This window comes from Rhizobium sullae (assembly GCF_025200715.1).
In the GTDB taxonomy this organism is placed as follows: Bacteria; Pseudomonadota; Alphaproteobacteria; order Rhizobiales; family Rhizobiaceae; genus Rhizobium; species Rhizobium sullae.
Genome location: NZ_CP104144.1, coordinates 2,391,898 through 2,417,740, shown reverse-complemented (window position 1 = coordinate 2,417,740; position 25,843 = coordinate 2,391,898). Strand labels below are relative to the sequence as shown.

Here is a 25,843-nt window from a genome sequence, read left to right as displayed (position 1 = left end):
GAGGTCCCATGGCGATCGATTTCGTCATCCGCAATGTCAAAATCGCCGGCTTGACCGAGCCGACCGATATCGCCTTCGAGGCGGGCCGCATCGCGGCGATCTCGCCTCGTTTCGTCTGCGATGCGCCGCAGCATGATGCCGGGGGAAAATTCGCCTGCGCAGGCCTCATCGAAACCCATATTCACCTCGACAAGGCAGCTATCATCAGCCGCTGCAATCTCTGCACCGGCACGCTCGCGGAGGCCGTCAGCGAAACCTCCCGAGCCAAGGCCGCCTTCACCGAGGAAGATGTCTATGCTCGTGCTGCCGCGGTCGTCGGAAAGGCAATCCTCAACGGCACCACCCGCCTGCGCACCTTCGTCGAGATCGACCCGCGCGCCGGCTTCCGCTCCTTCGAGGCGATCAAGCGTCTGAAGGCCGACTATACCAGCCTCATCGACATCGAAATCTGCGCCTTTGCCCAGGAGGGGTTGACGAACGACCTCGGCACCGAGGAGATGCTGGAACAGGCGCTGAAGGCGGGTGCCGATATGGTGGGGGGCTGCCCCTACACCGATCCGGAGCCCGTCGAACACATCCGCCGCATCTTCGACCTCGCCATGCGCCACGACGTCGCCGTCGATTTCCACCTCGATTTCGATCTCGACCCCGCGTGCTCCAATCTCCCTGTTGTCATCGCCGAAACTGTCGCGCGCCGATACCAGGGGCGCGTCTCGGTCGGCCATGTCACCAAGCTCTCGGCTCTGCCGCCGGCGGAGCTGGAGTCGATCGGCCGCCAGCTTGCCGAAGCCGGCATCGCATTGACCGTCCTGCCGGCCACCGATCTCTTCCTGACCGGCCGCAATTCGACCCATCTCGTCCCGCGCGGCGTGACGCCTGCTCATCGCCTGGCAGCGCTCGGCGTCGTGACGACCATTTCCACCAACAATATCCTGAACCCATTCACGCCCTTCGGCGACGTCAACCTGATGCGCATGGCCAATCTCTACGCCAACGTTGCCCAGATCGGCACCGCCGATGGCCTCGACGGTGTCTTCGCCATGATCACGACGCAGGCTGCCACCCTCCTGGGAAGAAAGGGTTACGACATTGCGATCGGCAGCGCGGCAGATATCGTCCTCTTCGACGCCCCCTCGGCTGCCGATGCCGTCGCGACAATCGCCCCGGCGAGCGCCGGCTGGAAAAATGGTCGTCGGAGCTTCCTTCGCCCGCGGCCGCAGCTTTTCCTGGACCAAGGCTAGGCACCACACACGCTTCGCGCTAGATGATCGCGCCCGGCAACGCATCAACGACCGGGATCATCTCGCGCGAAGCTCTGGAGAGGGCTTGGCCCGAAAGACGTGCTCGTCAACATGGCACGTGGCAACATGGTGAATCAGGACGCGGTGGTCGAAATGTTAGTGTCGAAGCAACTCGGCGGCGCAGCGCTCGACGTGCTCGACAAAAAGCCGGCTGTGCCCGCCGCGCTTCTCGATCTCGACAACGTCGTGCTTTCGCCGCAACAGGGCAGCCGGACGGAAGAGACCCGCGCCGCGGTCGGGGATCTCATAGTTGCAAACCTAACCGCCAATTTCCCGGGGAAGCCGCTGATAGTCCGGCATTCTGAAAATCCAAGTTGGAATGGTTTGCCGGCATTTACTGCCGGTCACGTAGCGGCTCCGGACTTGGCAGAGGTTCTGTCGGGAGATTCGGACCGCAATCAAACGCTGTCATGTGGCATCCATCTTGATGAAGTCCGGCGGTCGACGATGCCGCAAACGGTAGTTCAATCTATCGGCCCACGGTTCGAATCCGTTTAACTGGAAGGAAGTATATCACTTCCGTAAGTCAGGTCTTTCGGTTTTTGAGTGCCTAATAGCCTAATAATAGAGGGGTCTACGGTTCTAATCCCCTCAAGAGCGACCATCATGATTTTAGATGTAGACCGAGAGTCTGGGGGTACTGGCCCAATCCATTGTCGTACTAAAACAATGGCCGCTCGGAAACGCCCGCGATTTTACCGCGTTGATTGACATCAGGTGTCGGCTTCGCGTTCGAACTCAAATCTGAAAAGAATGGGGGTGCCGACGCCAGTACCCCCATTCAACTCACATGAAACCTGATCCGGATAGTTACGCCGCTCTTTCTTCTGCGGCGTTCGGCCTCCACTTGATGAGCCGTCCCTCCAGAACATCCAGAACTCGATCGATGATGAGAACGAACATCGCAAGGATGATGATGCCGGCGAATACGCCGACCGCATCGAAGTTGCCCTCCGCTTGGGCGATCAGGTAGCCTAGACCTGCGGAGGAGCCGAGATATTCGCCGATGATGGCGCCGACCACCGCGAAGCCAACAGACGTGCGCAGCGAGGACAGAATCCAGCTTGCCGCTGCCGGGAAGTAGACGTGCCGCAGCAGATCGGACCGCTTGGCCCCGAGGATCCTTGCGTTTGCGAGAACCACCGGGTTGACTTCGCGCACACCCTGCATCGCGTTGAAGAAAGTGATGAAGAAAACCAACGTGACGGCGAGCGCCACCTTGGACCAGAGACCCAGGCCCAGCCAGAGGACGAAGATCGGCGCGAGAACGACGCGGGGAATGGCGTTGAGCCCCTTGATGAACGGATCGAGGATCCGGGCAGCGCTACGGCTGAGACCGAGCCAGACACCGGCGGCGACGCCCAGACCTGTGCCGATGATGTAGCCGAGCACTGTTTCCGTCAGGGTTATCGAGACATGCTTGTAAAAGCTCGGATCAACGACCCAGTTGATGATCTGGTTGAAGATATCGAGGGGCGCCGGGAAAAAGAAGACATCGATGAAGCCGGCGGTCACGCCGAGCTGCCAGCCGCCGAGGATAAAAACCAGCATGCCGAGCTGGATAATGCGTTCAGTCACGACGTTCATAGCTTTTCTCCACTTCACCGCGCAGGGAAGCCCAGATATTGCGATACAAATCCATAAAGCGTGGATCGAGCTTGATCTCAGCCACATCCCGTGGCCGCTCGAGATCCACCGGGAAACTTTCGATGACCCGCGAACGGGGGCCGGCGGCCAGAATGGCGACGCGGTCTCCAAGGGCTATGGCCTCTTCGAGGTCGTGTGTGATCATCACGACGGCGCGGCGTTCTTCCTGCCAAAGCCGCAGCAGTTCGTTCTGCATGAGATGCCGCGTGTGGATGTCGAGGGCCGAGAACGGTTCGTCCATTAGGATCACCTTCGGACCGGCAATGAGCGCTTGCGCCATCTGGACACGTTTGCGCTGGCCGCCGGACAGTTGGTGCGGATAGCGATGTTCGAAGCCTTTGAGCCCGACCTTGGCAAGCCAGCTCATGGAACGCTCGCGGCGCTCGGCGGCTGCAACACCCCTGAACATCAGGCCGAGTTCGACATTCTCAATGGATGTTTTCCACGGGAGTAGCGCGTCCTGCTGGAAGAGATAGCCGATGTCGTTCTGGACGCCCTTTACCGGCGTACCGTCGATCGTCACCGTTCCGCTCGTGGGTTTCAGAAGCCCTGCGATCGCGTTCAAAATGGTGCTCTTGCCGCAACCGGTCGGGCCGACGATGGTGAGAAACTCACCATCGTCAACCGCCAGGTTGACGTCCTGCACCGCGACATAGGAACCAAACGACATTGTCACGGCGTCGATCGATACCATCGACTTTGCGTTTTGCTGTCCCGTCGGGATAGGCATAGGTGTTACGACAGCCAAAGACATGGCCTCCTCCTAGGATCAGTTGGTGGTCTTATCCGTCACCTTGTCCACGAAAGCGTTCGTGTAGGTTTTGGAAAGATCGATTGTTGCAGCAGCAACCTTTTCGTTGAAGCTCTTGAGAACGGCCAACGGTGTCTGCGTGTCGGTCTCGCTGAATTTGCCGTCCACTGAGAAAATCGGTTTGGCATTCTGGACGGCCTTCACATAGGTGTCCCGGTCGCCGGAGATGAATTCTTTCGGCAGTTTTTCGACGATCTCTTCAGCGCTATGTGTGTTCATCCAGGCCAGTGCCTTAACGGTCGCGTTCGTGACCTTCTGGATGGTTTCCGGGTTCTCATCGATATAGGCCTGCGTCGCATAAAGGACGGAGGTCGGGTAGATTCCACCGTAGATTTCCTTGGCACCCTCGTCACTGCGGGCGTCGATCAAAATCTTGCCGACACCCTTGGCTTCGATAAAGGTTGCTGCCGGATCGTAGTTGACCAACAGATCAACTTTCCCTTGCTCGAGTGCCGCGACTGCGGCCGCGCCTGAGCCAACGCCGATCAACGAGATGTCGTCGGCCGAAAGATTGTTGCGCTGCAAATAGTAGCGGACGAAGAAGTCCGAGGATGAACCCGGTGCGGTGATGCCGATTTTCGCGCCCTTGATTGTCTCGGGTTTAGCCGGATCGAAGGTTGTGCCCTTACCGCCAGCTAGAACCAGGCCCGAATTGCGCGCAAGCTGGACAAAGCCCACAACGGCCTTGTTCTGCGACTGCATCTGGATCGTATGATCGTAGAAGCCGACGGCGATATCCGTCGAGCCGGCGACAAGCGCCTGCAGCGTCTTGGAACCGCCAGATGCAAAGTTTTCGACGGTCACCTCAAGACCTTCCTTCTCGTAGAGACCTAGGCCGGCTGCGACCGGGAAGGGCAGGTTGTTGAGGTTGTAGGACCCGACGCTGATGCGGACGGGTTCCGCAAAGGCCGAACCGGCGAAAGCGACCGTTGCCGCAAGGGCGATCAAAAGTTTACGCATGTGTATTCCTCCCTGATGCGTGGCGCCCTCCCGGCAACCACTTTCGATTATGCCGCGCAAACCATTTGCGCGATAGGTTTTGCAAAGACCCGGCCCTCGAAGAGGCGCCGGGCCGTCCGCAGGATTCCGGCAACTGTCTTGCCGTCGCGGGTATCCAGTTTCACTTCCAAACGACCGCTTGGATGTTCCAGAACGAGAACGATCGGCGGCTTGCGGTCCCCGATCAGCCGCGAGGCGACTGTTCCGTCGCTGATACAGGCCGTGGCAATCCCAACCGCACCGGTCGTTGCAAGAGATGGATGGCACTGATGCGGCATGAAATAGCGCACGCCGAGATCGCCGCCCTTGTCGGGCCTGGAGATCAGAACCGGCTTTGGCGTGACCTGATTGCTAACGTCACCCATACCCATGCGCCGGCCGGCCTCGAGCCTCAGAGTTTCGAGCCGTTCCAGCAAAGAACCGTTGGCGTTGAGCTCGGCCGCAGGTTCGTTGCCCGTCACGCCGAGGGCGGTGGCTTCCAGCAACATCATCGGCATAGCGCAGTCGATGCAGGTGACATCGATACCGTCAATCCTGTCGCGCGGGTTGCCGGTGGGAAAAAGCATGCCTGTGCGCGCCCCGGCGGCATCCATGAAGGTCAGCGCGATTGGCGCGGCATTGCCGGGCACGCCGTCGATCGAGGCATCTCCCATGTAGGCAACGCGGCCATCAGGGGTCGGAACCTCGGCTTCAATCAATTTGCCGGTATTAACGTTGTGAATGCGCACGCGGGTTACCCCCGTCGCCGCCTTGACCAGGCCGGCCTCAACCGCGAACGGCCCGACGGCCGCCAGCATATTTCCGCAGTTGGGCGAGGTATCGACGAATTGCTGATCGATGCGGACCTGGGCGAACAGATAATCCACATCGGCATCGGACACTGTTGCTGGGCCAACGATGGCGACCTTGCTGGTGACCGGATTGCCACCGCCGATTCCATCGATCTGCAACGGGTGACCGGATCCCATAACCGAAAGCAGGATCTGATCGCGTTGACGCGAATCCGACGGAAGGTCGGATGCGAGAAAAAACGGTCCCTTGGAGGTGCCGCCTCGCATCAGAACGCAGGGGATGGAAATCAGGTCGTTCATGGTTGTGCCCGCATACTGATGTGATTTAAATATCAATCAGCTTCTTTGTTGCAGTAAGCGGCAAAATGATTGATATGTGAAATGCGAATATCAGAGGGAATGATGCGTTATGAGCATTAATTGTGAGATATTGGACTTGCGCGCGTTTCTATCGGTCGTCGAACTGGAGAATTTCCACCGAGCTGCCGAAGCTCTCAATCTTTCCCAGCCGGCACTCAGCCGACGAATTCAGAAGCTGGAGCTGGCAATCGGGGCGCCGTTGCTCGAGCGCACGACGCGGCATGTCTCGACAACTGCCCTCGGGGCGGAGCTGATCCCCTTGGTGCGACGCATGCTCGAGGAGTTCGACACGTCGCTGTTTGCGGTGCGCGATGTCGGGTCCCAGCGCAGCGGTCTGGTGACCATCGCTTGCCTGCCGACGGCAGCCTTCTATTTCCTGCCGACGGTCATCAAGCAGTTCAGCGCCGAGTATCCCCATATTCGGTTTCGCATCCTCGACCTGCCTGCCACGGACGGGCTGCAGGCGGTCGCCCGCGGGGAAGTCGAGTTCGGCATCAATATCATGGGCTTCTCAGATCCCGACCTTGTCTTTGACCGGCTCATCGAGGATCCGTTCGTGCTGGCAGCACGCAAGGATCATCCGCTGGCGACGAAGAGCGAACTCGAGTGGGATGATCTGGCGCCCTATCAACTGATCACGGTTCACCGGTCCAGCGGCAATCGCACCCTTCTTGATGCAGCATTGGCGAAATCGAACCTGAAACTGCGTTGGTCCTATGAAGTCACGCATCTTTCGACATCGCTTGGTCTGGTCGAGGCCGGGCTTGGAATTTCGGTTCTTCCGAAACTCGCTACACCACAGGAAGAGCACCCGTTCCTCGTCACGAGACCTATTTGCAATCCTCAAATCTCGCGAACGATCGGCATTGTGCGCCGTCGCGGTGGGACGCTTTCGCCGGCAGCCGAGCGCTTCATGACCATGTTGATTGGGACGTGGGCTGAAGCAAACTGAGCAACTAAAGAGCTGCCGGGATAGAATCCCAACTACTTTTCAGTCAAATGTTCTCTCCGCAACGAGAACGCCTTGAAGAAACCGTTCGACATGAAGCGCCACCTGCTCGGGATCTTCCCAATGCGGATTGTGGCCGAAACCGTCCATGAGGACGGACTTTGCATCGGGCAAGGCGCTTGCGAGCGCAAGACGATGGCCCGCGTCGAAAAGCATATCCTCGCTGCCGGCAATGCAAAGGACCGGCACCGAAATCCGGCTTGCCGTCCGCGTCATGTCAAGCCGGGAAAATTCGCCCAGGATGCCCTTCCAGATGCTCGACGGGATCGCCGCCGCCTCGCGACTCACGGGATCGAGGAACGTCCGATCGATCGGATACGGGCCAGCATGCCAGAGATCGAACAAGGGATCGGCCGGGTTGATCGGGTCGCTCAGGCTCAGAATTCCTTCCGTCACCAGGTCGTCCTTCGGAAAGGTCGGCCGGAGGGTGCCAGAGATCATGACGAGCGCCCCAACCATCTCCGGCAGCAGGTCTGTAAGCGTCATGCCGATCATTGCGCCCATCGAATGGCCGACAACGATGCAGCGGTCTATGCCGAGGGCGCCGACCAGGGCGGCAACGTCATCGGCAAAATCGCTGACCGCCAGACCGCTGCCGACAGCAGAAGCGCCATGGCCGGGCAGATCCGGCACGACCAAGCGGTAGGCCGAAAGCCATGGCTCCAGCAGCGAGAAGCTGCGGCTGGAATCCGAATAGCCGTGCAGCAGCAGAAGCACCGGTCCTGGCCCGCCGCTATCGATGAAGGCCATGGGCGGGCCATCCGGCAGAAACAAGAGGCGCTTGCGGTTCGTCCAGCCGCCCTGTTCGACGGTTGTCACGGGAACAGCTTCGCCTTCACAACGTCGCGCCCCGGCTTGCCGTCGAAACTGCTCACACCGTCGAGCCAGGCATCGAGCCGCTGCGGTTCGCCGACCAGTGCTTTCATGGCCGCATCCTCCGGAGACAGGCCGTCCGTCATCAGATAGCCCATGCCCTTGTTTTCGAAGTCGATGTCGAAGGTGAGATTGGACAAGAGTTTCGCGACGTTCGGGCATTCCTGGAGATAACCCTTGCGCACCTGCGTCGAAACGGTCGCCGCGCCGAAATCGGGACCGTAGAATTTGTCGCCGCCGGTGAGGTACCGAATGTCGAGCGCAGTGTTCATCGGATGCGGCGCCCAGCCTTGGAAGACGATGAAGGCCTTGTCCCTGGCGTGGCGTTGGACTTCGGCCAGCATGCCCTGTTCGCTCGATTCCACCACCTCCCATCCGGCAAGCCCCAGCGCCGGGTCTTTGGTCGCATCGATCATCAGCTGGTTCGAGCCGGGCTCGATGCCATAGAGCTTCTTTTCGAACTGGTCGGGGAATTTCTGCAGATCGGCAAAATCCTTGACGCCCGCTTCCCAAACGTAGACCGGCACTGCGAAGGTGTATTTCGCGCCCTTGAGATTGGTCACGACATCCTCGACCGATCCATCGTCTTTGTAGGGCTTGTAGTAGCTGACCATGGCCGGATCCCAGTAACCGAGGAAGACGTCGAGATCCTTGTTCTTCAGGCTGAGATAGATGACATCGATGCCAAGCAGCGAACTCTGCGGCTCGTAGCCGAGCGCCTTCAGGAGCGTCAGGCTGATGCCGGTGGTGAATGCCAGATCGTTCCAGCCGGGCTCGGCCATGCGAACGACCTTGCAGCTTTCGGGGTCTGCGGCAAAAGCCGGCATGGCGACCGCACCGAGAAGGATGGAAAGCATGCCTGTTTTCAAATGCTGCATCATTGCACATTCCCCTGTCTTGACCAAAAAGTCAGAAAACTGACCATTGGGTCAATAATTGATCTTTGCGGAAGAATTGTCAATGATGAGGGAACACAGACGGGCACGGGCATGAAACTCACGAAAATCAGTGCAATTCGCCGCAAGGAATTGCGGCAGGCGGCTTTCCAGGTGCTTCAGCAGGAAGGCATGGCCGGCGCAACACTCGAAAAGGTCGCCGCCCATGCCGGCGCTTCAAAGGGCATCGTGCTGCATTATTTCCGCAACAAGCAGGAGCTTTTCGAGCATGCCATGCGCGAGGCCAACCTCGTGCTGAGCGAAGCCGTCAGCGCGCGGCTGAGACAGGCGACAACGCCCTATGAGCGGCTGGAGGCGATCATCGATGGCAATTTCGAGGCGCGTTTCTTTCAACCCTCGATCTGCCATGCCTGGCTTTCACTTTGCGCCGAGGTGCCACGGGAGCCGCAGCTCGCCCGCATTCAGACGGTGATCCACGCACGCATGCGCTCCAACCTGATGTCGGCCCTCGTCCACCTTCTGCCTCGCGCCGAATGCGAGGAGGTGGCCTTGACGATCACAGCCTTGATCGACGGGTTGTGGCTGCGCGCCGGACTTCAATCGGGAGGCCTCAGCCGCGACACGGCGCTTGCGCAGATGCGAGATTATCTCGATCACCGCCTCCCCTTTCAGCCAACGGTCTGATCGCGGACTTTTTGCGATCCGTCCATGAGCGCATGTCCAGGATTTGGTTTCTACCGTTATGGTAGTTTCATGATTTCAACCTTACAGGGCAATGAACATACCGCTGTCCTGACCGTCATGCGCGAGCGAAATGGCAAAGCTGCCAACGACGCTGCGGCGCGCCACATCGAGAGCTTGCGCCAGAGAATTATGACCGCTGTCATTTAGGTCCGTCATCGTTCATCGGACGCAGCGTTTAACAACCAGCCAACAGCCTGAAATGCGGCAGCCGAATAGGCCCTCCCGTGCGACTGCATGTTGGTCGACGATGAACCAAAGGAGCGATAACGATTCTGTTGCTGTCTCTCAATCTGTTATTCTGTCCCTACCAGCATCCGTCATTTCAGCCCGGCGCGGACTCCATGCTGCCACGCCTACTGCTGAGATACCAAAAGCGATCCTCTCAAATCCTTATTGTCAAATTGCTGAAGCCAAGCGACTCTCCGTGTAAAGCGCGCGAAGCCTTCTTGAGACGGGGCCAGGCGTGCCGTCACCGATGATGACCTCATCGATCTTGATCACCGAGGTGGAGAAGTTGGTTGCAGACGTGATGAAGGCTTCGGCCGCCGCCTGAGCTTCTTCCACAGAAAATGCCCTTTCTTCAACGGCCATTCCAGCGCCGCGAGCGAGATCGATGATGCTCGCGCGGGTGATCCCATGTAGCAGCGCATTCGACAGGCCACGTGTCACGAGCGTTCCGTCGGCTTTCACGATGTGGGCTGTTGCAGCGCTGCCCTCGGTGACAAGCCCATCCTCAACGAGCCACGCGTCGTCGGCACCGCGCCGCATCGCCTCCATCTTCGCCATGGATGGATAGAGCAGTTGCACGGTTTTGATGTCCCGTCGCTCCCAGCGCCAGTCCGGAACGGTGGCGATCGAGATGCCAGTCTCGCTCCGCGGATTGTTCAATATCGGCTTTGCCTGGGTGAAGAGTACCAGCGTCGGCTCCGCCTTGGCGGGATAGGCAAAATCGCGATCCGCGGCACCACGGCTGATCTGTAGGTAGATCAGCCCCTCATCCAGCCCGTTGCGATGGACGATCTCCCGATGGGCGTCCAGCAGCGACGGTTCGGAGAGCGGGCAGGGAATGCCGAGCTCTGAAAGGGACCGCTGAAGACGCGCGCTATGGCCATGGTAGTCAATCAGCTTGCCGCCGATGACGGCTGTGACTTCGTAGATGGCGTCAGCAAACAGAAAGCCACGATCGAAAACGGACACTTTCGCATCGGCTTCGGGAAGCCAGGTGCCATTCAAATAAACAATGCGGCTCATTACGTCCTCGTTCAGATCGCAGGTTTTGCAAAGGGAGCGATATCGACGCCATGGGCGGCGAGTGATGTGCGCAAGGCGCGGACCATCGCTACAGCATGGGGATTATCGCCGTGAACACAGATCGTCGCCGCTTCTACGGGCAACCTTCTCCCGCCCATGGTTGGAATAACGCCATCCCGGACCATCGACACAACCTGGTCGACGCTCTGCTGCGGATCGTGAATGACCGATCCTTCCATCTGCCTGGAGGTCAGCATGCCGGCATCGTCATAGGTCCGGTCGGCATAGATTTCGCAGGCGACGCGAAGACCGGCGACTTCTGCTGCCTTCATCGTTTCCGAATAGGGAAGGGTAATGAACACGAGCGTTGGATCGACTGCCTTGATGGCGCGAACGCAGACGGCGGCGAGTTCGGCGTCAATCGCCGCCATGTTGCCGAGGGAGCCATGGGTTTTGACATGGGTTATCGGCCAGGACAGGGCTGTCGCCATGCCCTGCATGGCCGCGATCTGATAGATGATCTGCGCTTCCAGATCTTCAGGACGTTCGCCGGCAATGCGGCGGCGGCCGAAACCGTAAAGATCCATAAAGGACGGGTGGGCACCGATCGCCACGCCTCTGGCCTTGGCGGCCAGGATCGTGTCGCGCATAACCACGGGGTCTCCCGCGTGAAATCCGCAGGCAATGTTGGCGGTGGAAATAAGCTCTAGCATCGATTCGTCATCGCCCATCTTGTAGGCGCCGAAGCTTTCTCCCATGTCACAATTGAGGTCGATGGTTGCCATGCGATAGAACTCCTTGCAGGGTGGACCGGCGTTGCAGCAATTAGGGATTCTCTGCGCAATTTAAGTTTGGCGCGTTGCATTTAAAGCAGTTTTTGTTGACATACAGTTGGTATACTGAAATAGCAATAGCGCGCGATAAGCGAGAATCGCACCTGTCTGCAACGGACGAAGGGGAACTGCATACGATGGTCAAGATGTTTCCGCGCATTCATGCTTGCGGCGACAGCGCCTTGTCTGTTGAGTTGTGCGACACCATTGACGAGGCAGTCAGCGAGCGAGTCATAGCGCTCGCACAAAATCTAGCGGATGCGCCGGTGAATGGTGTCGAGGAGCTGGTGCCGACCTACCGCTCGTTGATGGTGTTTTATGATCCTGAAACGGTTCGCGGGCACAGTCTCGCGATGACGTTGCGTCTGCGATTGGATGCCCTTGTCGTCGGCGCTAACCACGTGCGGCGTTTCCACGTGCCTGTCGTCTATGGCGGGACAATGGGTATGGACCTGCAGGAACTCGCCGACATGAAGGATCTGACGGTTTCCCAGCTGATCGAACTTCATTCGTCGGCTGAATATCGGGTCTTCATGATCGGTTTTGCGCCCGGCTTTGCCTATCTCGGTGGGCTGCCGGAAATCCTGCATACGCCACGTCTTGCAACGCCCCGGCAAAGGATAGAGGCAAGCGCGATCGGCATCGGAGGCAAGCAGGCGAGCATCAATTCCGTTCCAGGGCCAAGCGGCTGGCGGTTTCTCGGCCGGACGCCACTGCGGCTTTTCGATCCGGCAAGAGCCGAGCCATTTCTGCTCAAAGCCGGCGATCGCGTCACATTTCGGCCCGTCAGCGAGGACGAGGCCGAGACGCTTGATCGAGCGATCGCTGCGGGACGGATGACGGGCGAGGCGGTGCCGCAATGAGCTTCATCGACATCAGGCAGATAGGGCCGATGACAACGGTCCAGGACCTCGGTCGAAAGGGCTTGCAACATGCAGGCGTCTCCGGTTCGGGCCCGATGGATGCCCCGTCCTTCCGTATCGCCAATGCCTTGGTCGGCAATGATCCGATGTGCGCCGGGCTGGAGTTTGCCGGCGTCGGCGGCAGTTTTACTGTCTCACGTCCTGTGCGTTTTGCGGTGACGGGCGGTGACGTCGATATCAGGCTCGATGGCATAAGGGCACATCCCTGGGAAAGCTACGATCTTCTGTCGGGCGTGACGCTGACGATCGGCGCCTTGCGGGAGTGCGTCTGGGGCTATCTGGCGATATCCGGAGGCATCGACGTGGCGCCCGTCCTCGGCTCGCGATCCACCCATCTTCGCAGCGGGCTTGGCGGCCACCACGGGCGCCGGTTACAGGCGGGCGACCGGTTGCCGATCGGTGACGCCGTTAGTTCTATCAATCTTGCCTTGGGGCAACCCTGGCGCCGGAGCGGGCGTCCCATACGGGTGGTTTGCGGACCACAGGACGATTATTTTGCCGAAGACGTCAGGCAGACATTTCTGGAGATGGCCTTCATCGTGTCGCCCACCCGGGATCGCATGGCGCAGGTGCTGGACGGGCCGCCGATCCGGGCAGTCGGAGGGCACGATATCGTCTCCGACGGGACATGCCCGGGCTCCATCCAGGTGCCGTCTTCCAACAAGTTGTTCGTGCTGATGGCGGAACGGCAGACGGCGGGCGGTTATCCGAAGATCGCCACGGTAGCCTCTGTCGATCTGCCGAGGCTGGCCCAGGTGGCAACCGGCCGCACAGTCCGCTTTGCTCGCATTTCGCAGTGGCAGGCCGAGGAATTGTTGATCGCCGAACGGCAGGCCCTGCGCAGCGTCCTTGCAAATCTGGTAGCCAAGCCGGCCAGTAACGATCGACCGGGAGAGATATCGCAATGAACCAGCCGCTTGCTCAACAGGCCTATGGGAAGATCATAGAGATGATCCTGTCCGGTACCTTGATGCCGGGCGATGCGCTGCAGGAAGCAAAGCTGGGCGACACATTGGACATGTCGCGCACCCCGGTGCGTGAGGCAATCAAGCGGATCGAAGCAGAGGGCTTGGCTGTTCAGGACGGCCGCTTTCTGAAAGTGCGAACGCTGACCGCCGCCGAAGTCGAGGAAATCTTCTTCCTGCGTCGGGTATTGGAATCCCACTGCGCCAGACAGGCAACCTCGGTTGCCGTTTCCGTACTCGACGAACTGGATGCCCGGGTTCGCCATCTGCTGCAACATGGTCCGGGCGAGGAAGACGAACAGCGCCGGGTCGACGATGACCTGCATCGGACGTTTGCGCTGTCCACCCGCAACGACATGATGGTCAGCACCATAGCCGACCTGCGCCGTCGCACCTGCATGTTCGACCACAGCAATTTGCCGCACCGTTTTTTGAAGAGCTGCGAAGAGCACCTGGAAATGCTCGATGCCCTGCGGGCTGGCGATGGTGAGCGGGCAGGCCTCCTAATGGAGGAGCACATCAACCACGCCCGCGATGCCATTCTCGAAAGGCTCGCACAATCCCTTGAAAGGACCGGGGAATGAAGTGCCTGATCGTTCAGCCGATCCATGCCGAAGGGCTGGAACTGCTGCGCCAGGCCGGCGTCGAGCCGGTGCTGTGCGCGAAATCCGACATGCAGACGGTCGCGCGGATGATTCCGGGTTGCGATGCAGTCATCACGCGGGATGCCGGTTTGTCCGCTGTAGCCATTCAGGCCAGCAACGGCCTGCGCGTCGTCGTTGTCCATGGTGCCCGTCATGATGCGGTCGACAAGGATGCGGCAACGCGCAAGGGTGTTCTCGTCTGTAACACACCAGGCGCCAATGCCCGATCGGTCTCCGAACTGGCACTGGCTCTGGCGCTAGCCGCCGCCCGGCGCGTTCCCGCCGCCGATCGCAGCGAACGAACCGGCGCGCATGGCTTTCGCGAGCGTGAGACGTTCTTCGAGCTTTCGGGCAAGACAGCACTGATTGTCGGCTTCGGCGCAACGGGCGCAGGGCTCGGCCATATGCTCAAGGCAGCACTCGACATGCGTGTTCTGGTGTACTCGCCGCGTGTTACCGACCTTCAGGGCTTCGAAAGAGTGACCAGCCTCGAAACCGGCCTCTCCCAAGCGGACCTCGTCTCGCTGCATACACCGCTTCGTCCGGAGACGCGCCATTTGATCGGCGAAACGGCGCTGTCGGTCATCAAGCCCGGAGCAATCCTCGTCAATACTGCGCGTGCCGGCCTTGTCAACGAAGAAGCACTGGTCGCGGCCATCGACGCCGGCCGTATTTTTGCGGCGGGTCTCGATGTCTATACCCACGAAGCACCGCTTGGTCCGCTGGCGGCGGGCGGGCGGGTGATCTTCACTCCGCATCTTGGCGGCGCGACCGAGGAGGCACTACGCCGTGTTGCCGTGGGTTCGGCCCGCAACGTCTTGACCGCTCTTTCTGGCGGACGCCCCGCGACTGCCCTTAACGTTCCCGTAGGAATGCCGGAATGACGGATACGCTGATCAAGGAGACAGTTGACCGGCTGATGGAGAAGATCAATTCCATTTCCGCGCCCGGGCCGGGATATACTCGGCCGTCCTACAGCACCTTGGAAACTGATTCCCATCGCGTGATAGCCGAAGAGGCAGAGGCCCTCGGCCTTGAAGTAACTGGTGACGCGGCTATGAATCTCTATGCGCGGCTGCCGGGCCGGGATCGAAAGGCGCCTGCGCTCTACGTCGGCTCGCATCTGGATACAGTTCCGATGGGCGGCGCCTATGACGGCACGGCCGGTGTTGTTGGGGCCATGGCGCTCGCCACGGCGTTCGTAAAGAGTGGCAAAGCGCCGCCGACCGATCTTGTCGTTACAGTAATCCGAGCCGAAGAAAGCGTCTGGTTTCCTGTCTCCTACATCGGTTCGCGATCGGCGCTTGGTCGCCTGACGGCGGCGGAGATGCAGGCTAAGCGCACAGACACCGGCCGCACGCTCGCCGATCACATGCGCGAACAAGGCGGCGATCCGGACGCGGTGATCAGCAGCTCGGGGCTCGCGCCTGCTCGCTTCCTCGAACTGCACATCGAACAGGGGCCGGTCCTTGACGACGCAGGCGAAGCCTTCGGGATAGTTGACGGCGTGCGTGGCGGCCTGCGCTACCGGGACGCCCGCATTGAGGGTGTCTGGGCGCATTCCGGCGGCGCACCACGCGTTTCGAGATCGGATGCCGTATTTGCGCTTGCAGATCTCATTGTGGCGATGGACAAGGCTTGGGGCACTGTCTTGGAAGAGGGGCATGACCTTGCGGTGACCTTTGGCCGCGTCGATGCGGCAACGGCCGAACATGCCTTTGCCAAAGTCCCGGGCCGGGTTGATTTCTGCATCGACATCCGCAGCGACGATACTGCAATCATGGAACGGCTCGACCGGATTTTTCATGACGAGATTGCCAGGATAGAAAAGGCGAGAGGGGTGCGCTTCGTCACCGGTGCGCAATCGCGAAGCCAGCCGACCCGGTTGTCTCCAGACCTCGGTCAGACCATCACCGCCGCCGCTGTCGCACTCGGTCTCAAGCCTCGGACGATGTTATCCGGTGGCGGCCATGACGCCGCCGCCTTCGCCCAGGCTGGCTGGGACTCGGTCATGGTGTTTCTGCGCAATTGGAATGGCAGCCATAATCCGGATGAGGCCATGAACCCCGCGGACCTGATACAGGCCGTCAAGGTTCTGCATCATGCCTGGTCGAAATCGTGAGAGTGGAAACATGAGCGAAACCCTGGCCCAGCAAGCCTACAAGGACATCAAGCAGCGCATTCTCGAAGGGGCCATCAAGGCCGGAGATCTGCTGACCGAACGGACTTTGGCGATCGAATCCGGCATTTCCCGCACGCCGCTTCGTGCGGCGATTTCGAGGCTTCAAAAAGAGGGTGTCATCTCACGGCTGACCAACGGCACATTGATGGTCCTGCCCGTCACCGTCGAGCAATTGCTGGAAATCGTCCAGATCCGCCGTCTTGTCGAAGGTGCAGCTGCCGCTCGCGCCGCCCAGCGTCCGATGACGCCGGCGCTCGAGCAATCGCGCAAGATCATGCAGGCCTATGTTGAGGGAAAGGACGTGGCCTTCGATCATTTCTGGACGGATGACGACGCGTTCCACGAAGCCGTCGCCGAGGCGGCCGATCTGCATCTTCTCCCCGCCATGCTCAGGGAAATGCGCAGCATCGCCCGGCGCTGTACGATCACCCGCACTCACGACCGCTTTGCCGAGCAGGCCGCCGAGCATATCGCAGTGATCGACGCCATCGAGGCGCGTGATCCAGCGGCAGCGGCAGGGGCCATGGAGGCCCATTTTGATAGCGTGCGTAGTCGGTTTCTGCGATGGCTTGCCCGGCCTTAGCGCCAGCATTCGCCGATGCGATACGATTTTCGAAGGGAAGGCTGCCGACTGCATCACTCACCATATTGGATTTCCAAAATCCGCGCCTGCCTGTCTCGATAGAGAGACGCCATTTCCTGAGCCGAGTAAGATTACATGCCTGAGCTTGCCGAATTCCGAGGTTGCGAAGCCTCTTTCCCGAAAGACGAGTTCAAGGCCCGACAGGCCCGCGCCCGGGCCGCAATCAACGCCGCCGGATACGACGCGCTGATTGTCACGACCCCGGAAAACATCTACTGGCTGACGGGCCGCCAGACGGCGGGCTATTTCGCCTTTCAGGCTCTGATCATGCCCGAGGAGGGCGAGCCGACGCTTTTGGTTCGCCAACTGGAATTGGTCGGATCTATCGCCAACACCTGGCTGGACGATATTGCCGTCTATCAGGATGGAGAAGAGCCGGCCTCCCTGCTGGTCCAGCTTCTGCGGGAACGGGGCATAAGGCGATCGGCCATCGAGCTTGCCGGCTGGTTCTTGTCGCCGATGCTGGCACAAAAGATTGCCGCCGAAATCGGCGTCGAGACCATGCCGGATGGCTCCGGCATTCTGGTGCCGCTCAGAACGGTTAAGTCACCCGCAGAATTGGCAGCCATCCGGTTGGCCGCGACTTACGCGCAAGCCGGTCTTGCCGCGGGAATTTCGGCCAGTGGCGCCGGCACGGACGAAAATGCCATCGCCGCTGCCATGCTCGATGCTGCCACGCGGGCGGGATCCGAGGTGATGGCAATGGAGCCGCTGATCTCTTCCGGCCCGCGCAGCGGCTTGCCGCACATGACGTGGCGACGACGACGACTTGAAGAGGGCGATCCCGTGTTTCTCGAATTGGCAGGCAGTCATGCCCGCTATCATGCTGCGCTGATGCGAACCGTCTGGATCGGTCAGCCACCCGTTGAGGCGCGACGAATGATGGATTGTTCGCTGACCGCGCTCGATGCAGCACTGTCCGAGATAAAGCCTGGGGCGTCCTGCGCAGCGCCACACGAGGCAGCACAGCGGGTTATCGACGCGGCAGGCTACACGGCCGCCTTCCGCAAGCGGATCGGCTATTCGATGGGGGTCGCCTTTGCGCCGGACTGGGGGGAGGGCGGCATCCTTAGTTTGTTTTCCGGCGTCGACCGGATCATCGAGCCCGGCATGGTCTTCCATCTGCCGGCGACCCTGCGCAGCTACGGTGTGTGGACCGTTGGCGCCTCCGAAACCGTCATCGTGACAGAGAACGGCGCCGAGCCTCTGTCTAATTTGCAGCGTGATCTCACCATCCGCTAAAACCGGTTCTACAACTTCAGCATTCCAACATCGCAAGGAGCCATCATGCGTTCGCTTTTCCATCTCGCCTATCACGTGACCGATCTCGACCAATGCCGCCAGTTTTACGGCGGCGTCCTGGGGTGTGAAGAAGGCCGGTCAACCGACACATGGGTCGATTTCGATTTCTTTGGCCACCAGATCTCGCTGCATCTCGGCAAGCCGTTTGAGGTTACCCGCACAGGCAAGGTTGGCGACCACATGGTGATGATGCCGCATCTCGGCGTCGTCTTGCCGCTGGACGACTGGTTCGCGCTGTCGAAGCGCCTGCAGGACGCCGGCATTGCCTTCGACATCCCGCCGGTCGTGCGCTTTGAGGGCGAACCGGGCGAGCAGCGCACGATGTTCTTCTTCGACCCGAGCGGCAATCCGATCGAGGTCAAGGGCTTCAAGGATTTCGACGGCGTTTTCGCGCATTAGAAAGAAACCCGGCGGCCAAAGGTCGCCGGTTTTCTCATCACCGTGGATTTTGCGAAGAGATAAGCCTCCCGCTTACCACCAATGGGTGGGCGAGGGCGTCAGTAACTCGTTGCTATCCTTGCCGATGATGATGATGTCCTCGTAAAAGGCCGCGCCGACGCCATCGTGCGACAGGAAGGCCTCGACACCGAACACCATGTTTTCGTCGACGACATCTTCCGGCAGAGACATCACGGTGGAAATGCGCGGCTGCTCGAACCCCAGGCCGATTCCGTGTCCGTAAAAAGGGAAGTTCTTCATGATCGGCGAGATCGATCCGCCGAAGGCCGCCGTCAGCCGGTCACCTTCTGCAGCGACATCAAGAAGCCTGACCCCAGGGCGCATCATTTCCGAGAGACGGTGTACGAGGTCCGCGACCGCATCGATCAGCCTTCGTTGATCTGCATTTGGCCTGCCGCGAACGCCCGTCCGGCCCGGATCAAGATAGTAACCCTGGTGAAAGGCGCCATGGAGGGTGCCGGTGACGATATCGCCGGGTTTGGGCGTATCGGCGCTATAGCCCGTCAGCGGAAACCGCTGGTCGAAGCCGAGCGTTTCGCCATGGTTCGTTCCGATCATCTGCACACGACCACCGCGCCGCACCACTTCGCGGGCAGCCTCGCCCGCGGCTTCCTGCTCTGAAAGGCCGCTGATCAAGCCCTCCATCAAACGGTTGAGGCCGGCCGTGGCAGTCTCGCCGCCGATGCGGTAACAGTCCTGCTCACGAGGACTTTTGATCCGCCGTGCCGAACGGACGAGATCATCGGCAGGGATCCATTGAATGTCCGGCGCGTCCTCAAGAAGCTGCTGATAGAATTTCATCGGGATAAACTGTGTGCCAACCAGTGCCACGCGCGCGGTAATGCCCCTCTCTGTGAGTGCCTTCGCCACGCTACGGAAGGGATGGTTCGAACAATGTGCGTCCGAGATGGACACGAGATCGGTGCGCACCTCGGGTTCGTCGATATGGAGTTGTGGCTCTGTCCCCTGCTGAAGGATAACGCCGGAGAACGAGCGCGCCGACCATATCAGCGAGTCCATGCCGCCGCTGATGGCATAATGATTGGAGAGATAAAGAATATCGCCGCAATTATCCGTGGTGCCACCACCGCGGCCGAAGACGACGGCGGTTTCGAAACCGCGCAACTGCATTTCCTTAAGAACACGATCCCAACGGTTTTCATATTCTTCCTGTGGGAAATAGGGGGTCATCAGGTCTCCTGAGAACGTCAATCAGAACGGGAGCGACACCTCTTTCGAAGTAAACGTGCGTTGTCGCAGCGGCAATGGATTGAAGCGCGCGATCACGCCGCGGCAGTTAAATGATTTCGGTACACCGACTGTGTTCTGACGTCAATTGCTCGATCAACCCAATCTGCTCATAAATTATGTCTGATGAAAATTGCATCATTCGGAGTCCTTCAATTGTGCATTATGCCTATAAGATCATCATAAATATCTGAATTTTATAGTTGAATTCCAGTGGTATACTGAATAAGCTTTTCTGTACGCGGCCGAATGAGGTTGTAGATCGCTTCCGCAGGCCGTTGCGCATCGTGACCTGAGCATCGTTGGGTAAGTGAAGAATGACCGTGATTTCTGAAATGGTGCCGGCGAGCCATGGGCGCGCATATCGCATGCAGGCTGGGCAGGTTGCCGTAATTGCCAATCTGCACGGCAACCAGGTTGTGGACGCCTGGGCCTTGTCCGAGACCGATCCATTGGAGTTCAGCTCCATGGATCACACCCGCTCGGTCAACAGCAGCATCTACCTGGAGAAGGGTATGAAGGTCGTCAGCAATCGGCGGCGGCCCATGATGACATTGCTCGACGATAGCGCGCTGCTCTGTCACGACACACTGCTCTGCCCCTGCAATGCGGAAATCTACGAACAACTCGGCTGCGATGGCTATCATCGCAGTTGCTCCGACAACTTTCATGAAGCGCTTGCCGCCAAGGAGAGACAGCTTCCTTTCACTCCCGCCTCGCTCAATCTTTTTATGAACGTCCCGGTGCACGCCGACGGCAGCCTTGAGCGGCATGCGCCCGCGTCGAAGGCAGGAGACTATGTCGCGCTACGGGCTGAAATGGATCTGCTTCTAGTACTCTCGGCCTGCCCTCAGGATATCACGGTCATAAACGGCGACGATCGCACGCCCCGGAACATAGCAATCCGGATTGCCGGTGAATATCCGGAGGCTTTACAATGACCGGACCGCTTCTTGCGCTCAAGGACATCAAAAAGAGCTTCGGCGAAAATGAGGTCCTCAAGGGTGTCTCACTGGACGTACAGGCCGGTGAAGTCGTGTCGATCATCGGTGCCAGCGGCTCCGGAAAGAGCACGTTCCTGCGCTCCATCAACGGTCTCGAAATGCCGCAGGAGGGTTTCCTGAAATTCGAAGAGCTATCCTTCGATTTTCGCACGGAGTCCCGCTTTCTTCCCACGCCTGCGCAAATGCAGTCGCTCAGGCAGCGGGTCGGCATGGTTTTCCAGAGCTACAATCTGTGGCCGCACATGACGGTGCTGGAAAACGTCATCCATGCGCCCATGGCACTGTTGAAGCTTCAAAAAGCGCGGGCAATCGAAGAGGCGGAGGCGCTTTTGTCGCGCATCGGCCTCTATGACAAGCGGCACAGCTATCCGTCTCGGCTTTCCGGCGGTCAGCAACAGCGCGTTGCGATCGTCAGGGCGCTCGCCATGAAGCCGCGGCTTATGTTGTTCGACGAAGTCACCTCGGCGCTTGATCCGGAACTGGTGCACGAAGTGCTGGTGCTGATGGCTTCGCTTGCCTCGGAAGGAATGACCATGCTGCTGGTCACGCACGAGATTGCCTTCGCACGCGACGTTTCCTCGCGCGTGCTGTTCTTTGACAAGGGCGTGATTGCCGAATGGGGAGCGCCCGATATCCTGCGAAATCCTCAAAGCGACCGGCTGCGGCAATTCCTTCATCGCATTCTGCATGATGGCCTGGCTTATGGCAGTGCAGCAGCGGAAGGAGCTTGATCATGCTGTCTAACTCTCTGGCGGATGTCAGGCTCTACGGTTTCGGGTTCCTGATGGCGTCCTGGACGGTTTTCTGGCTCACGGTCCTGACCATCATCGTCAGCTGGATTTCCGGTCTGCTGGCCGCGCTCGGGCAAACCTCGAGATGGCGCGCTGTTCGCTCCGTCACCGCGTTTTACATCTGGTTCATTCGCGGCACGCCGACGATCATCCAGATCTTCATCGTCTATTTCGGTTTTCCTCAGATAGGGATCAGGCTTTCGCCTTTTACGGCCGGGGTTCTCGCACTCGGCATCAACAGCGGCGCCTATGTTGCGGAAATCATCCGCAGCGGGCTCTCGGCTATCCCTCGGGGCCAGACGGAATCCGCCCTTGCGATCGGCTTCAGCCAGGCCGCGACAATGCGCAGCATTATCCTGCCGCAGGTGTTTCGCATCGTTCTTCCGTCGCTAACCAACGAGGCGATCTCGACGCTGAAGAATACCTCGCTCCTGTCGACGATCACCGTCATCGAGTTGACGCTCTATGCCCAGACACTGATTGCGATGACTTTTCGCCCGTTCGACTTCTACATTGCAGTTGCGGTGATTTATCTGCTGTTGACGACTATTCTCACGCAGCTCGCCGCTTGGCTCGAGCGCCGCTATGCAGTGCATAACTGAACCATTGACCTATTCCTCGAGCATCGTGCCCGAAGAACCTAACCCCTCTCTGCCAGCCGGCGAGGGGCCTCGAAGAATTAAAAAGGGAACAGAAATGAAACATCAGATAATCGCCCTTGCCTTGACCGCAGCAGCCGCCTTTTCCAGCCACGTTGCCGCCTCGGCCGCCGAACTCGAGTTGCTCCAGCCCGGCAAGTTACTCGTAGCCACCGAAGGTACTTTTCCACCCTTCAGCATGCGCGCTGCTGACGGCACCCTGGATGGACTTGAGATCCGCGTGATGAAGGAAATCTGCCAACGCCTCGACCTCGAATACACGCCTGTCATCATCAAGTGGGAATCCTTGTTGATCGGACTTCAGGCCGATCAATACGACATCACCAGCGATGCGATGGACATCACGGCCGAGCGCCAGAAGCAGGTCGTCTTTGCCAACGGGTGGCTCGAATCCGGCGGCGTCGTTGTTGTTGCGAAGGGCTCCGCAATCAGGACGCCGGCTGACCTGAAGGGCAAGACCGTCGGCGCCCTGGCGTCTTCCACCTTCGCCAAGATCGCAGAAGACAAGGGTGCTACCGTCAAGGGATACAAGGCTGAGACCGACGGCATCCAGGATCTGATCAACGGCAACATCGACGCCGAAATCACCGATGCGATCGGCGCCGGCTACATGATCAAGTCAGCAAACATGCCACTTGAGGTCCTTCCGGATTTTGTCAGCCATGTCCAGAAGGGTTTCGCCGTCAAAAAGGGCAAGCCTGAACTCGTCAAGGCGGTCAACAAGGCGCTCGCCGACATGGTTGCAGATGGTACCTACGCCAAGCTCACGACGGATCTGGTGGGCTTCAATCCCGCGCCGAAAGACCCGATCAAAAGCATTCAATAATCAGAGGCGCAATTCTATCGCCGTGGGATGCCACGCCTGCCACGGTGAGCCTGCATGTTTCGCTCATCAAGCCGCTGAAAATCGGCTTGATCTCTGTCTTCCGTCGCAAGGGCGCAAGTCTAAGCCGGGATTTGGGCGAGGACTTGTATTGACCTTCGCGGGATCGATCAAAAGCTCCGGGCTTATGAGATGCGGCCGCCCCACAGCTTTCCATACAATGCAAAGACACCCAACAGGACAACTCCACCGATGATCACAAGCAGCTTATGCATGGTCGTTCCTCCTCGTCGCCCGTTCAAATGAAAGCCACGTTTGTTGGAGAGCAACTGCCGGATGACCGGCAGTGCATCCGTGTTTTTAGTGCGCATTGGTGAAGCGGCCCCGTAGCCGTTGCGAATCCCAGCCCGCGCGATGACAAGCTAACGTCGAGGAACCGAATGCCCTTCGTTGCGCGAAAGATCGGCGATGCATGGGAGCTTTCCACTTGCGGAATGGACAAGAATGGTCGTAATGGATAATAGTTCGTCACGCTGACGAACACTACTTGACCAGGCACTCTTGGACGGATGTAGGAATTTTAGCATGGGCGCCGGGCCTTCTGGATTGAATGCAGTAGCGCAGGCCGGACGAACGATTGCTGAGACGGCCGGCGATGACAAAGCGAAAGCCGCAGTCATGATGCTAATTGCAGTGACGCTATTTGCATGCCTCGACAGTACAGCCAAGCTCGGTGGCACAGTTGTCCCGGCAATCGAAGTCGTCTGGTTCCGCTTTACAATCCACTTCGTTCTGGTCGCTATCCTGCTTAATCCGTGGCGTGCGCCGACAGCATGGCGGACCACCGCGCCGAAACTTCAAGTCGCCCGTGCTGCGGTTCAGATTGCATGCACAGGACTGAATTTTCTTGCGTTGAGCTATCTCCAGATCGCCCAGACATTGTCGATCCAGTTCATGGGACCGATCTTTGTCACGCTTCTCTCCGTTCTATTTCTAGGAGAGGTTGTGGGGCGCTATCGTTGGAGCGCCATCTTCATCAGTTTCATCGGCGTTTTGATCATCACGAGGCCTGGGATTGGTGAATTCAACCCGGCCTTTGGGTTCATCATTTTGTCTGTTTTGATCGGTGCGAGCTATAGCATCATCACGCGCCGGCTGGCTGCGACGGAATCTGCGGGTAGCATGCTGCTCATCATGGCCGCCCTTCCCGCGATTATCTTGACGCCCCTTATGCCGTTCACCTGGGTCTGGCCAGCGGACTACGCCGATTGGCTGCCGCTCGTCGGAACAGGGTTCTTTGGTGCCATCAGCCACTATTTCCACATTCAGGCTCATCGGTACGCGCAGGCATCGTTTCTGGCGCCATTGCAGTACTTTCAGTTTCTCGCCGTGCTCGTTCTCGGCTTTGCGATCTTCGGCGATGTACCGACAATGTGGACTTTGCTGGGGACGCTGGTGCTCGTCGGCTCGGGGCTCTTCATCTGGTACCGAGAACGAAAAATTGCGCAGGCGGAAAAGCGCGAGCGTCTTTCTCAAATCGCTCTCGGCGCCGCTTGACTCAGGGCGCTCTTCTCCATAGTAAATTCGTCAACGTACCGAACAAATGAGGAATCGAATCAGTGCCTAGTTCGGCGATGCCTGTTACTGTCGAAATGCTGATATCAGTAAATCCAAAAGGATCGAGTGAACCTCGTCTGGTAGGGCGGATCGTCGGCGTCGATCTTGGCGGCACCAAGATCCTCGCCGGCATTGCAGACGCTGACGGTCGCATTCTGGCGACACGCGAAGAGGCGACGCTGCACGGTGAAGGTGCGCCGGTTCTCGATCAGATGGCTCTCCTGATCCATAATCTGGTCGCTGACATCGGAAGCAGCATCAACGATCTGGATAGCGTTGTGATTGGCATCCCGGGCGCGGTGAATCCGGCAACGGGCCTAGGTTCACTGTCGCCAAATCTGGCACTTCCTGCGGATCGGTCCCTTCGCGATCTCATGGCATCGCGTATTGCATGCGAGGTTGTCGTTGAGAATGATGTTAACCTGGCCGCCTATGCCGAAGCTTCCGCAGGGGCGGGCCGGGGTGAGAGGTCGCTCGTCTTTATTTCATTTGGAACCGGCGTCGGAATGGGGTTGGTGCTCAACGGCGACTTGTGGCGTGGCGAATTCGGCCGGGCGGGGGAGATCGGATATCTGCCGGTCGGCGAAGCTCCGCACATGATCGCTCCTTTCTCCCAAAACGGCCTTTACGAAGACGCTGTGGGAAGCCGTGGCATAAGGGATCGCTTTACCAGCAACGGAGACACGGTTTCGGATCTCTTTGCCGCAGCACGCGGTGGAGACAGCCAAGCGCTCGTTGCGCTTGACGAAATCGCCCGATCGGCATCCGTTGGCCTGGCCGCCATCCACGCGCTGCTGGATCCGGCCATTACAGTTGTCGGCGGCGGCATTGGTAGCCAAGCCGAGTTCTTTGAGCTTCTGAAGGCACATCTGACACCACTGCTGCCCTTTGCATGTCGCATTGAACACAGTCACTTCGGTCCAAGGGCCGGCATGGTCGGCGCAGTCATGCTGGCCGCCAGACATCTCGCCAAAGGACCTGAACAACGTTCCCATCTCGCAAGCTGATCCCTGCGGGGCACCGCATGTGTGACGGACAACTGCAGCGGAGGCTGTGTCATAGGAGAGC

28 protein-coding genes are annotated in these 25,843 nt (G+C 59.2%); 18 read left to right on the top strand and 10 right to left on the bottom strand.

What is annotated here, in order from left to right; all coding sequences use genetic code 11:
* Positions 1-8 precede the first annotated feature (8 nt).
* Positions 9-1,241, top strand: coding sequence for an amidohydrolase family protein (locus N2599_RS32435; RefSeq protein WP_027509006.1), 1,233 nt, complete (start codon positions 9-11; stop codon positions 1,239-1,241).
* A gap of 99 nt (positions 1,242-1,340) precedes the next feature.
* A complete protein-coding gene (locus N2599_RS32430) occupies positions 1,341-1,799 on the top strand; it encodes an NAD(P)-dependent oxidoreductase (RefSeq protein WP_037141370.1) in 459 nt (152 codons plus the stop codon).
* A gap of 312 nt (positions 1,800-2,111) precedes the next feature.
* Here the strand turns inward: N2599_RS32430 and N2599_RS32425 are convergent, their stop codons facing one another.
* Genes N2599_RS32425 through N2599_RS32410 form a run of 4 tightly spaced genes read right to left on the bottom strand, consistent with a single transcriptional unit; the run spans position 2,112 to position 5,849 of the window.
* Entirely contained in the window at positions 2,112-2,888 is a 777-nt protein-coding gene (locus N2599_RS32425; protein WP_027509008.1) for an ABC transporter permease, read from the bottom strand.
* The gene (locus N2599_RS32420; RefSeq protein WP_027509009.1) at positions 2,872-3,702 is read right to left on the bottom strand and encodes an ABC transporter ATP-binding protein; all 831 of its coding nucleotides are present in this window, start codon (positions 3,700-3,702) and stop codon (positions 2,872-2,874) included. The genes N2599_RS32425 and N2599_RS32420 overlap by 17 nt, the downstream gene beginning before the upstream one ends.
* Before the next feature lie 15 nt (positions 3,703-3,717).
* Positions 3,718-4,719: an ABC transporter substrate-binding protein gene (locus N2599_RS32415; protein WP_027509010.1), complete on the bottom strand. Its 1,002-nt coding sequence runs from the start codon at positions 4,717-4,719 to the stop codon at positions 3,718-3,720.
* A 47-nt stretch (positions 4,720-4,766) separates the two neighbouring features.
* Positions 4,767-5,849 carry a 4-oxalomesaconate tautomerase gene (locus tag N2599_RS32410; protein WP_027509011.1) on the bottom strand — a complete coding sequence of 361 codons (1,083 nt, stop codon included), beginning with the start codon at positions 5,847-5,849 and terminating at the stop codon, positions 4,767-4,769.
* A gap of 109 nt (positions 5,850-5,958) precedes the next feature.
* On the opposite strand from N2599_RS32410, the gene N2599_RS32405 reads away from it, so the two are divergent.
* The gene (locus N2599_RS32405) at positions 5,959-6,861 is read left to right on the top strand and encodes a LysR family transcriptional regulator (RefSeq protein ID WP_027509012.1); all 903 of its coding nucleotides are present in this window, start codon (positions 5,959-5,961) and stop codon (positions 6,859-6,861) included.
* A 39-nt stretch (positions 6,862-6,900) separates the two neighbouring features.
* Here the strand turns inward: N2599_RS32405 and N2599_RS32400 are convergent, their stop codons facing one another.
* On the bottom strand, positions 6,901-7,737 hold the full coding sequence (locus N2599_RS32400) for an alpha/beta fold hydrolase (RefSeq protein ID WP_027509013.1): 837 nt from the start codon (positions 7,735-7,737) through the stop codon (positions 6,901-6,903).
* Positions 7,734-8,672, bottom strand: coding sequence for a choline ABC transporter substrate-binding protein (gene choX, locus N2599_RS32395; protein ID WP_027509014.1), 939 nt, complete (start codon positions 8,670-8,672; stop codon positions 7,734-7,736). Before choX ends, N2599_RS32400 begins: the two co-directional genes overlap by 4 nt.
* Before the next feature lie 108 nt (positions 8,673-8,780).
* Between choX and betI the strand changes: the two genes are divergently transcribed.
* The gene (betI, locus tag N2599_RS32390; protein WP_027509015.1) at positions 8,781-9,371 is read left to right on the top strand and encodes a choline-binding transcriptional repressor BetI; all 591 of its coding nucleotides are present in this window, start codon (positions 8,781-8,783) and stop codon (positions 9,369-9,371) included.
* Positions 9,372-9,452: 81 nt separating this feature from the next.
* Here the strand turns inward: betI and N2599_RS32385 are convergent, their stop codons facing one another.
* The 3 genes from N2599_RS32385 to N2599_RS32375 all read right to left on the bottom strand — a co-directional run bounded on the left by N2599_RS32385 (position 9,453) and on the right by N2599_RS32375 (position 11,467).
* The gene (locus N2599_RS32385) at positions 9,453-9,587 is read right to left on the bottom strand and encodes a hypothetical protein (RefSeq protein WP_260308511.1); all 135 of its coding nucleotides are present in this window, start codon (positions 9,585-9,587) and stop codon (positions 9,453-9,455) included.
* Positions 9,588-9,827: 240 nt separating this feature from the next.
* The gene (locus N2599_RS32380) at positions 9,828-10,682 is read right to left on the bottom strand and encodes a D-amino-acid transaminase (RefSeq protein WP_027509016.1); all 855 of its coding nucleotides are present in this window, start codon (positions 10,680-10,682) and stop codon (positions 9,828-9,830) included.
* A gap of 11 nt (positions 10,683-10,693) precedes the next feature.
* Positions 10,694-11,467, bottom strand: a complete 774-nt coding sequence (locus tag N2599_RS32375) for a LamB/YcsF family protein (RefSeq protein ID WP_027509017.1) — start codon at positions 11,465-11,467, stop codon at positions 10,694-10,696.
* 185 nt (positions 11,468-11,652) lie between these two features.
* On the opposite strand from N2599_RS32375, the gene pxpB reads away from it, so the two are divergent.
* From pxpB to N2599_RS32335, 8 genes are all read left to right on the top strand, one after another.
* Complete coding sequence (gene pxpB / locus N2599_RS32370) at positions 11,653-12,378, top strand: 5-oxoprolinase subunit PxpB (protein ID WP_027509018.1); 726 nt, start codon at positions 11,653-11,655, stop codon at positions 12,376-12,378.
* Complete coding sequence (locus tag N2599_RS32365; protein WP_027509019.1) at positions 12,375-13,346, top strand: 5-oxoprolinase subunit C family protein; 972 nt, start codon at positions 12,375-12,377, stop codon at positions 13,344-13,346. The genes pxpB and N2599_RS32365 overlap by 4 nt, the downstream gene beginning before the upstream one ends.
* Complete coding sequence (locus N2599_RS32360; protein ID WP_051336483.1) at positions 13,343-13,987, top strand: GntR family transcriptional regulator; 645 nt, start codon at positions 13,343-13,345, stop codon at positions 13,985-13,987. Before N2599_RS32365 ends, N2599_RS32360 begins: the two co-directional genes overlap by 4 nt.
* Positions 13,984-14,931 (top strand): NAD(P)-dependent oxidoreductase, encoded by a 948-nt coding sequence (locus N2599_RS32355; protein WP_027509021.1) that lies wholly within the window; start codon positions 13,984-13,986, stop codon positions 14,929-14,931. Before N2599_RS32360 ends, N2599_RS32355 begins: the two co-directional genes overlap by 4 nt.
* The gene (locus tag N2599_RS32350; RefSeq protein WP_027509022.1) at positions 14,928-16,169 is read left to right on the top strand and encodes a Zn-dependent hydrolase; all 1,242 of its coding nucleotides are present in this window, start codon (positions 14,928-14,930) and stop codon (positions 16,167-16,169) included. The genes N2599_RS32355 and N2599_RS32350 overlap by 4 nt, the downstream gene beginning before the upstream one ends.
* Before the next feature lie 10 nt (positions 16,170-16,179).
* The gene (locus tag N2599_RS32345) at positions 16,180-16,812 is read left to right on the top strand and encodes a GntR family transcriptional regulator (protein WP_027509023.1); all 633 of its coding nucleotides are present in this window, start codon (positions 16,180-16,182) and stop codon (positions 16,810-16,812) included.
* Positions 16,813-16,947: 135 nt separating this feature from the next.
* Positions 16,948-18,114, top strand: a complete 1,167-nt coding sequence (locus N2599_RS32340) for a M24 family metallopeptidase (RefSeq protein ID WP_027509024.1) — start codon at positions 16,948-16,950, stop codon at positions 18,112-18,114.
* A 45-nt stretch (positions 18,115-18,159) separates the two neighbouring features.
* Positions 18,160-18,573, top strand: a complete 414-nt coding sequence (locus N2599_RS32335) for a VOC family protein (protein ID WP_027509025.1) — start codon at positions 18,160-18,162, stop codon at positions 18,571-18,573.
* 72 nt (positions 18,574-18,645) lie between these two features.
* Here N2599_RS32335 and N2599_RS32330 read toward each other — a convergent pair whose 3' ends face one another.
* On the bottom strand, positions 18,646-19,824 hold the full coding sequence (locus tag N2599_RS32330) for a M24 family metallopeptidase (RefSeq protein ID WP_027509026.1): 1,179 nt from the start codon (positions 19,822-19,824) through the stop codon (positions 18,646-18,648).
* A 374-nt stretch (positions 19,825-20,198) separates the two neighbouring features.
* On the opposite strand from N2599_RS32330, the gene N2599_RS32325 reads away from it, so the two are divergent.
* From N2599_RS32325 to N2599_RS32300, 6 genes are all read left to right on the top strand, one after another.
* Positions 20,199-20,822: a DUF1989 domain-containing protein gene (locus N2599_RS32325; RefSeq protein ID WP_027509027.1), complete on the top strand. Its 624-nt coding sequence runs from the start codon at positions 20,199-20,201 to the stop codon at positions 20,820-20,822.
* On the top strand, positions 20,819-21,616 hold the full coding sequence (locus N2599_RS32320; RefSeq protein ID WP_027509028.1) for an amino acid ABC transporter ATP-binding protein: 798 nt from the start codon (positions 20,819-20,821) through the stop codon (positions 21,614-21,616). The genes N2599_RS32325 and N2599_RS32320 overlap by 4 nt, the downstream gene beginning before the upstream one ends.
* Before the next feature lie 2 nt (positions 21,617-21,618).
* Entirely contained in the window at positions 21,619-22,278 is a 660-nt protein-coding gene (locus N2599_RS32315) for an amino acid ABC transporter permease (protein WP_027509029.1), read from the top strand.
* Between the two features lie 94 nt (positions 22,279-22,372).
* On the top strand, positions 22,373-23,161 hold the full coding sequence (locus N2599_RS32310; RefSeq protein ID WP_027509030.1) for a transporter substrate-binding domain-containing protein: 789 nt from the start codon (positions 22,373-22,375) through the stop codon (positions 23,159-23,161).
* A gap of 675 nt (positions 23,162-23,836) precedes the next feature.
* Entirely contained in the window at positions 23,837-24,715 is an 879-nt protein-coding gene (locus tag N2599_RS32305; RefSeq protein WP_167333886.1) for a DMT family transporter, read from the top strand.
* 62 nt (positions 24,716-24,777) lie between these two features.
* Entirely contained in the window at positions 24,778-25,782 is a 1,005-nt protein-coding gene (locus tag N2599_RS32300; RefSeq protein WP_245209217.1) for an ROK family protein, read from the top strand.
* Positions 25,783-25,843: the final 61 nt, after the last annotated feature.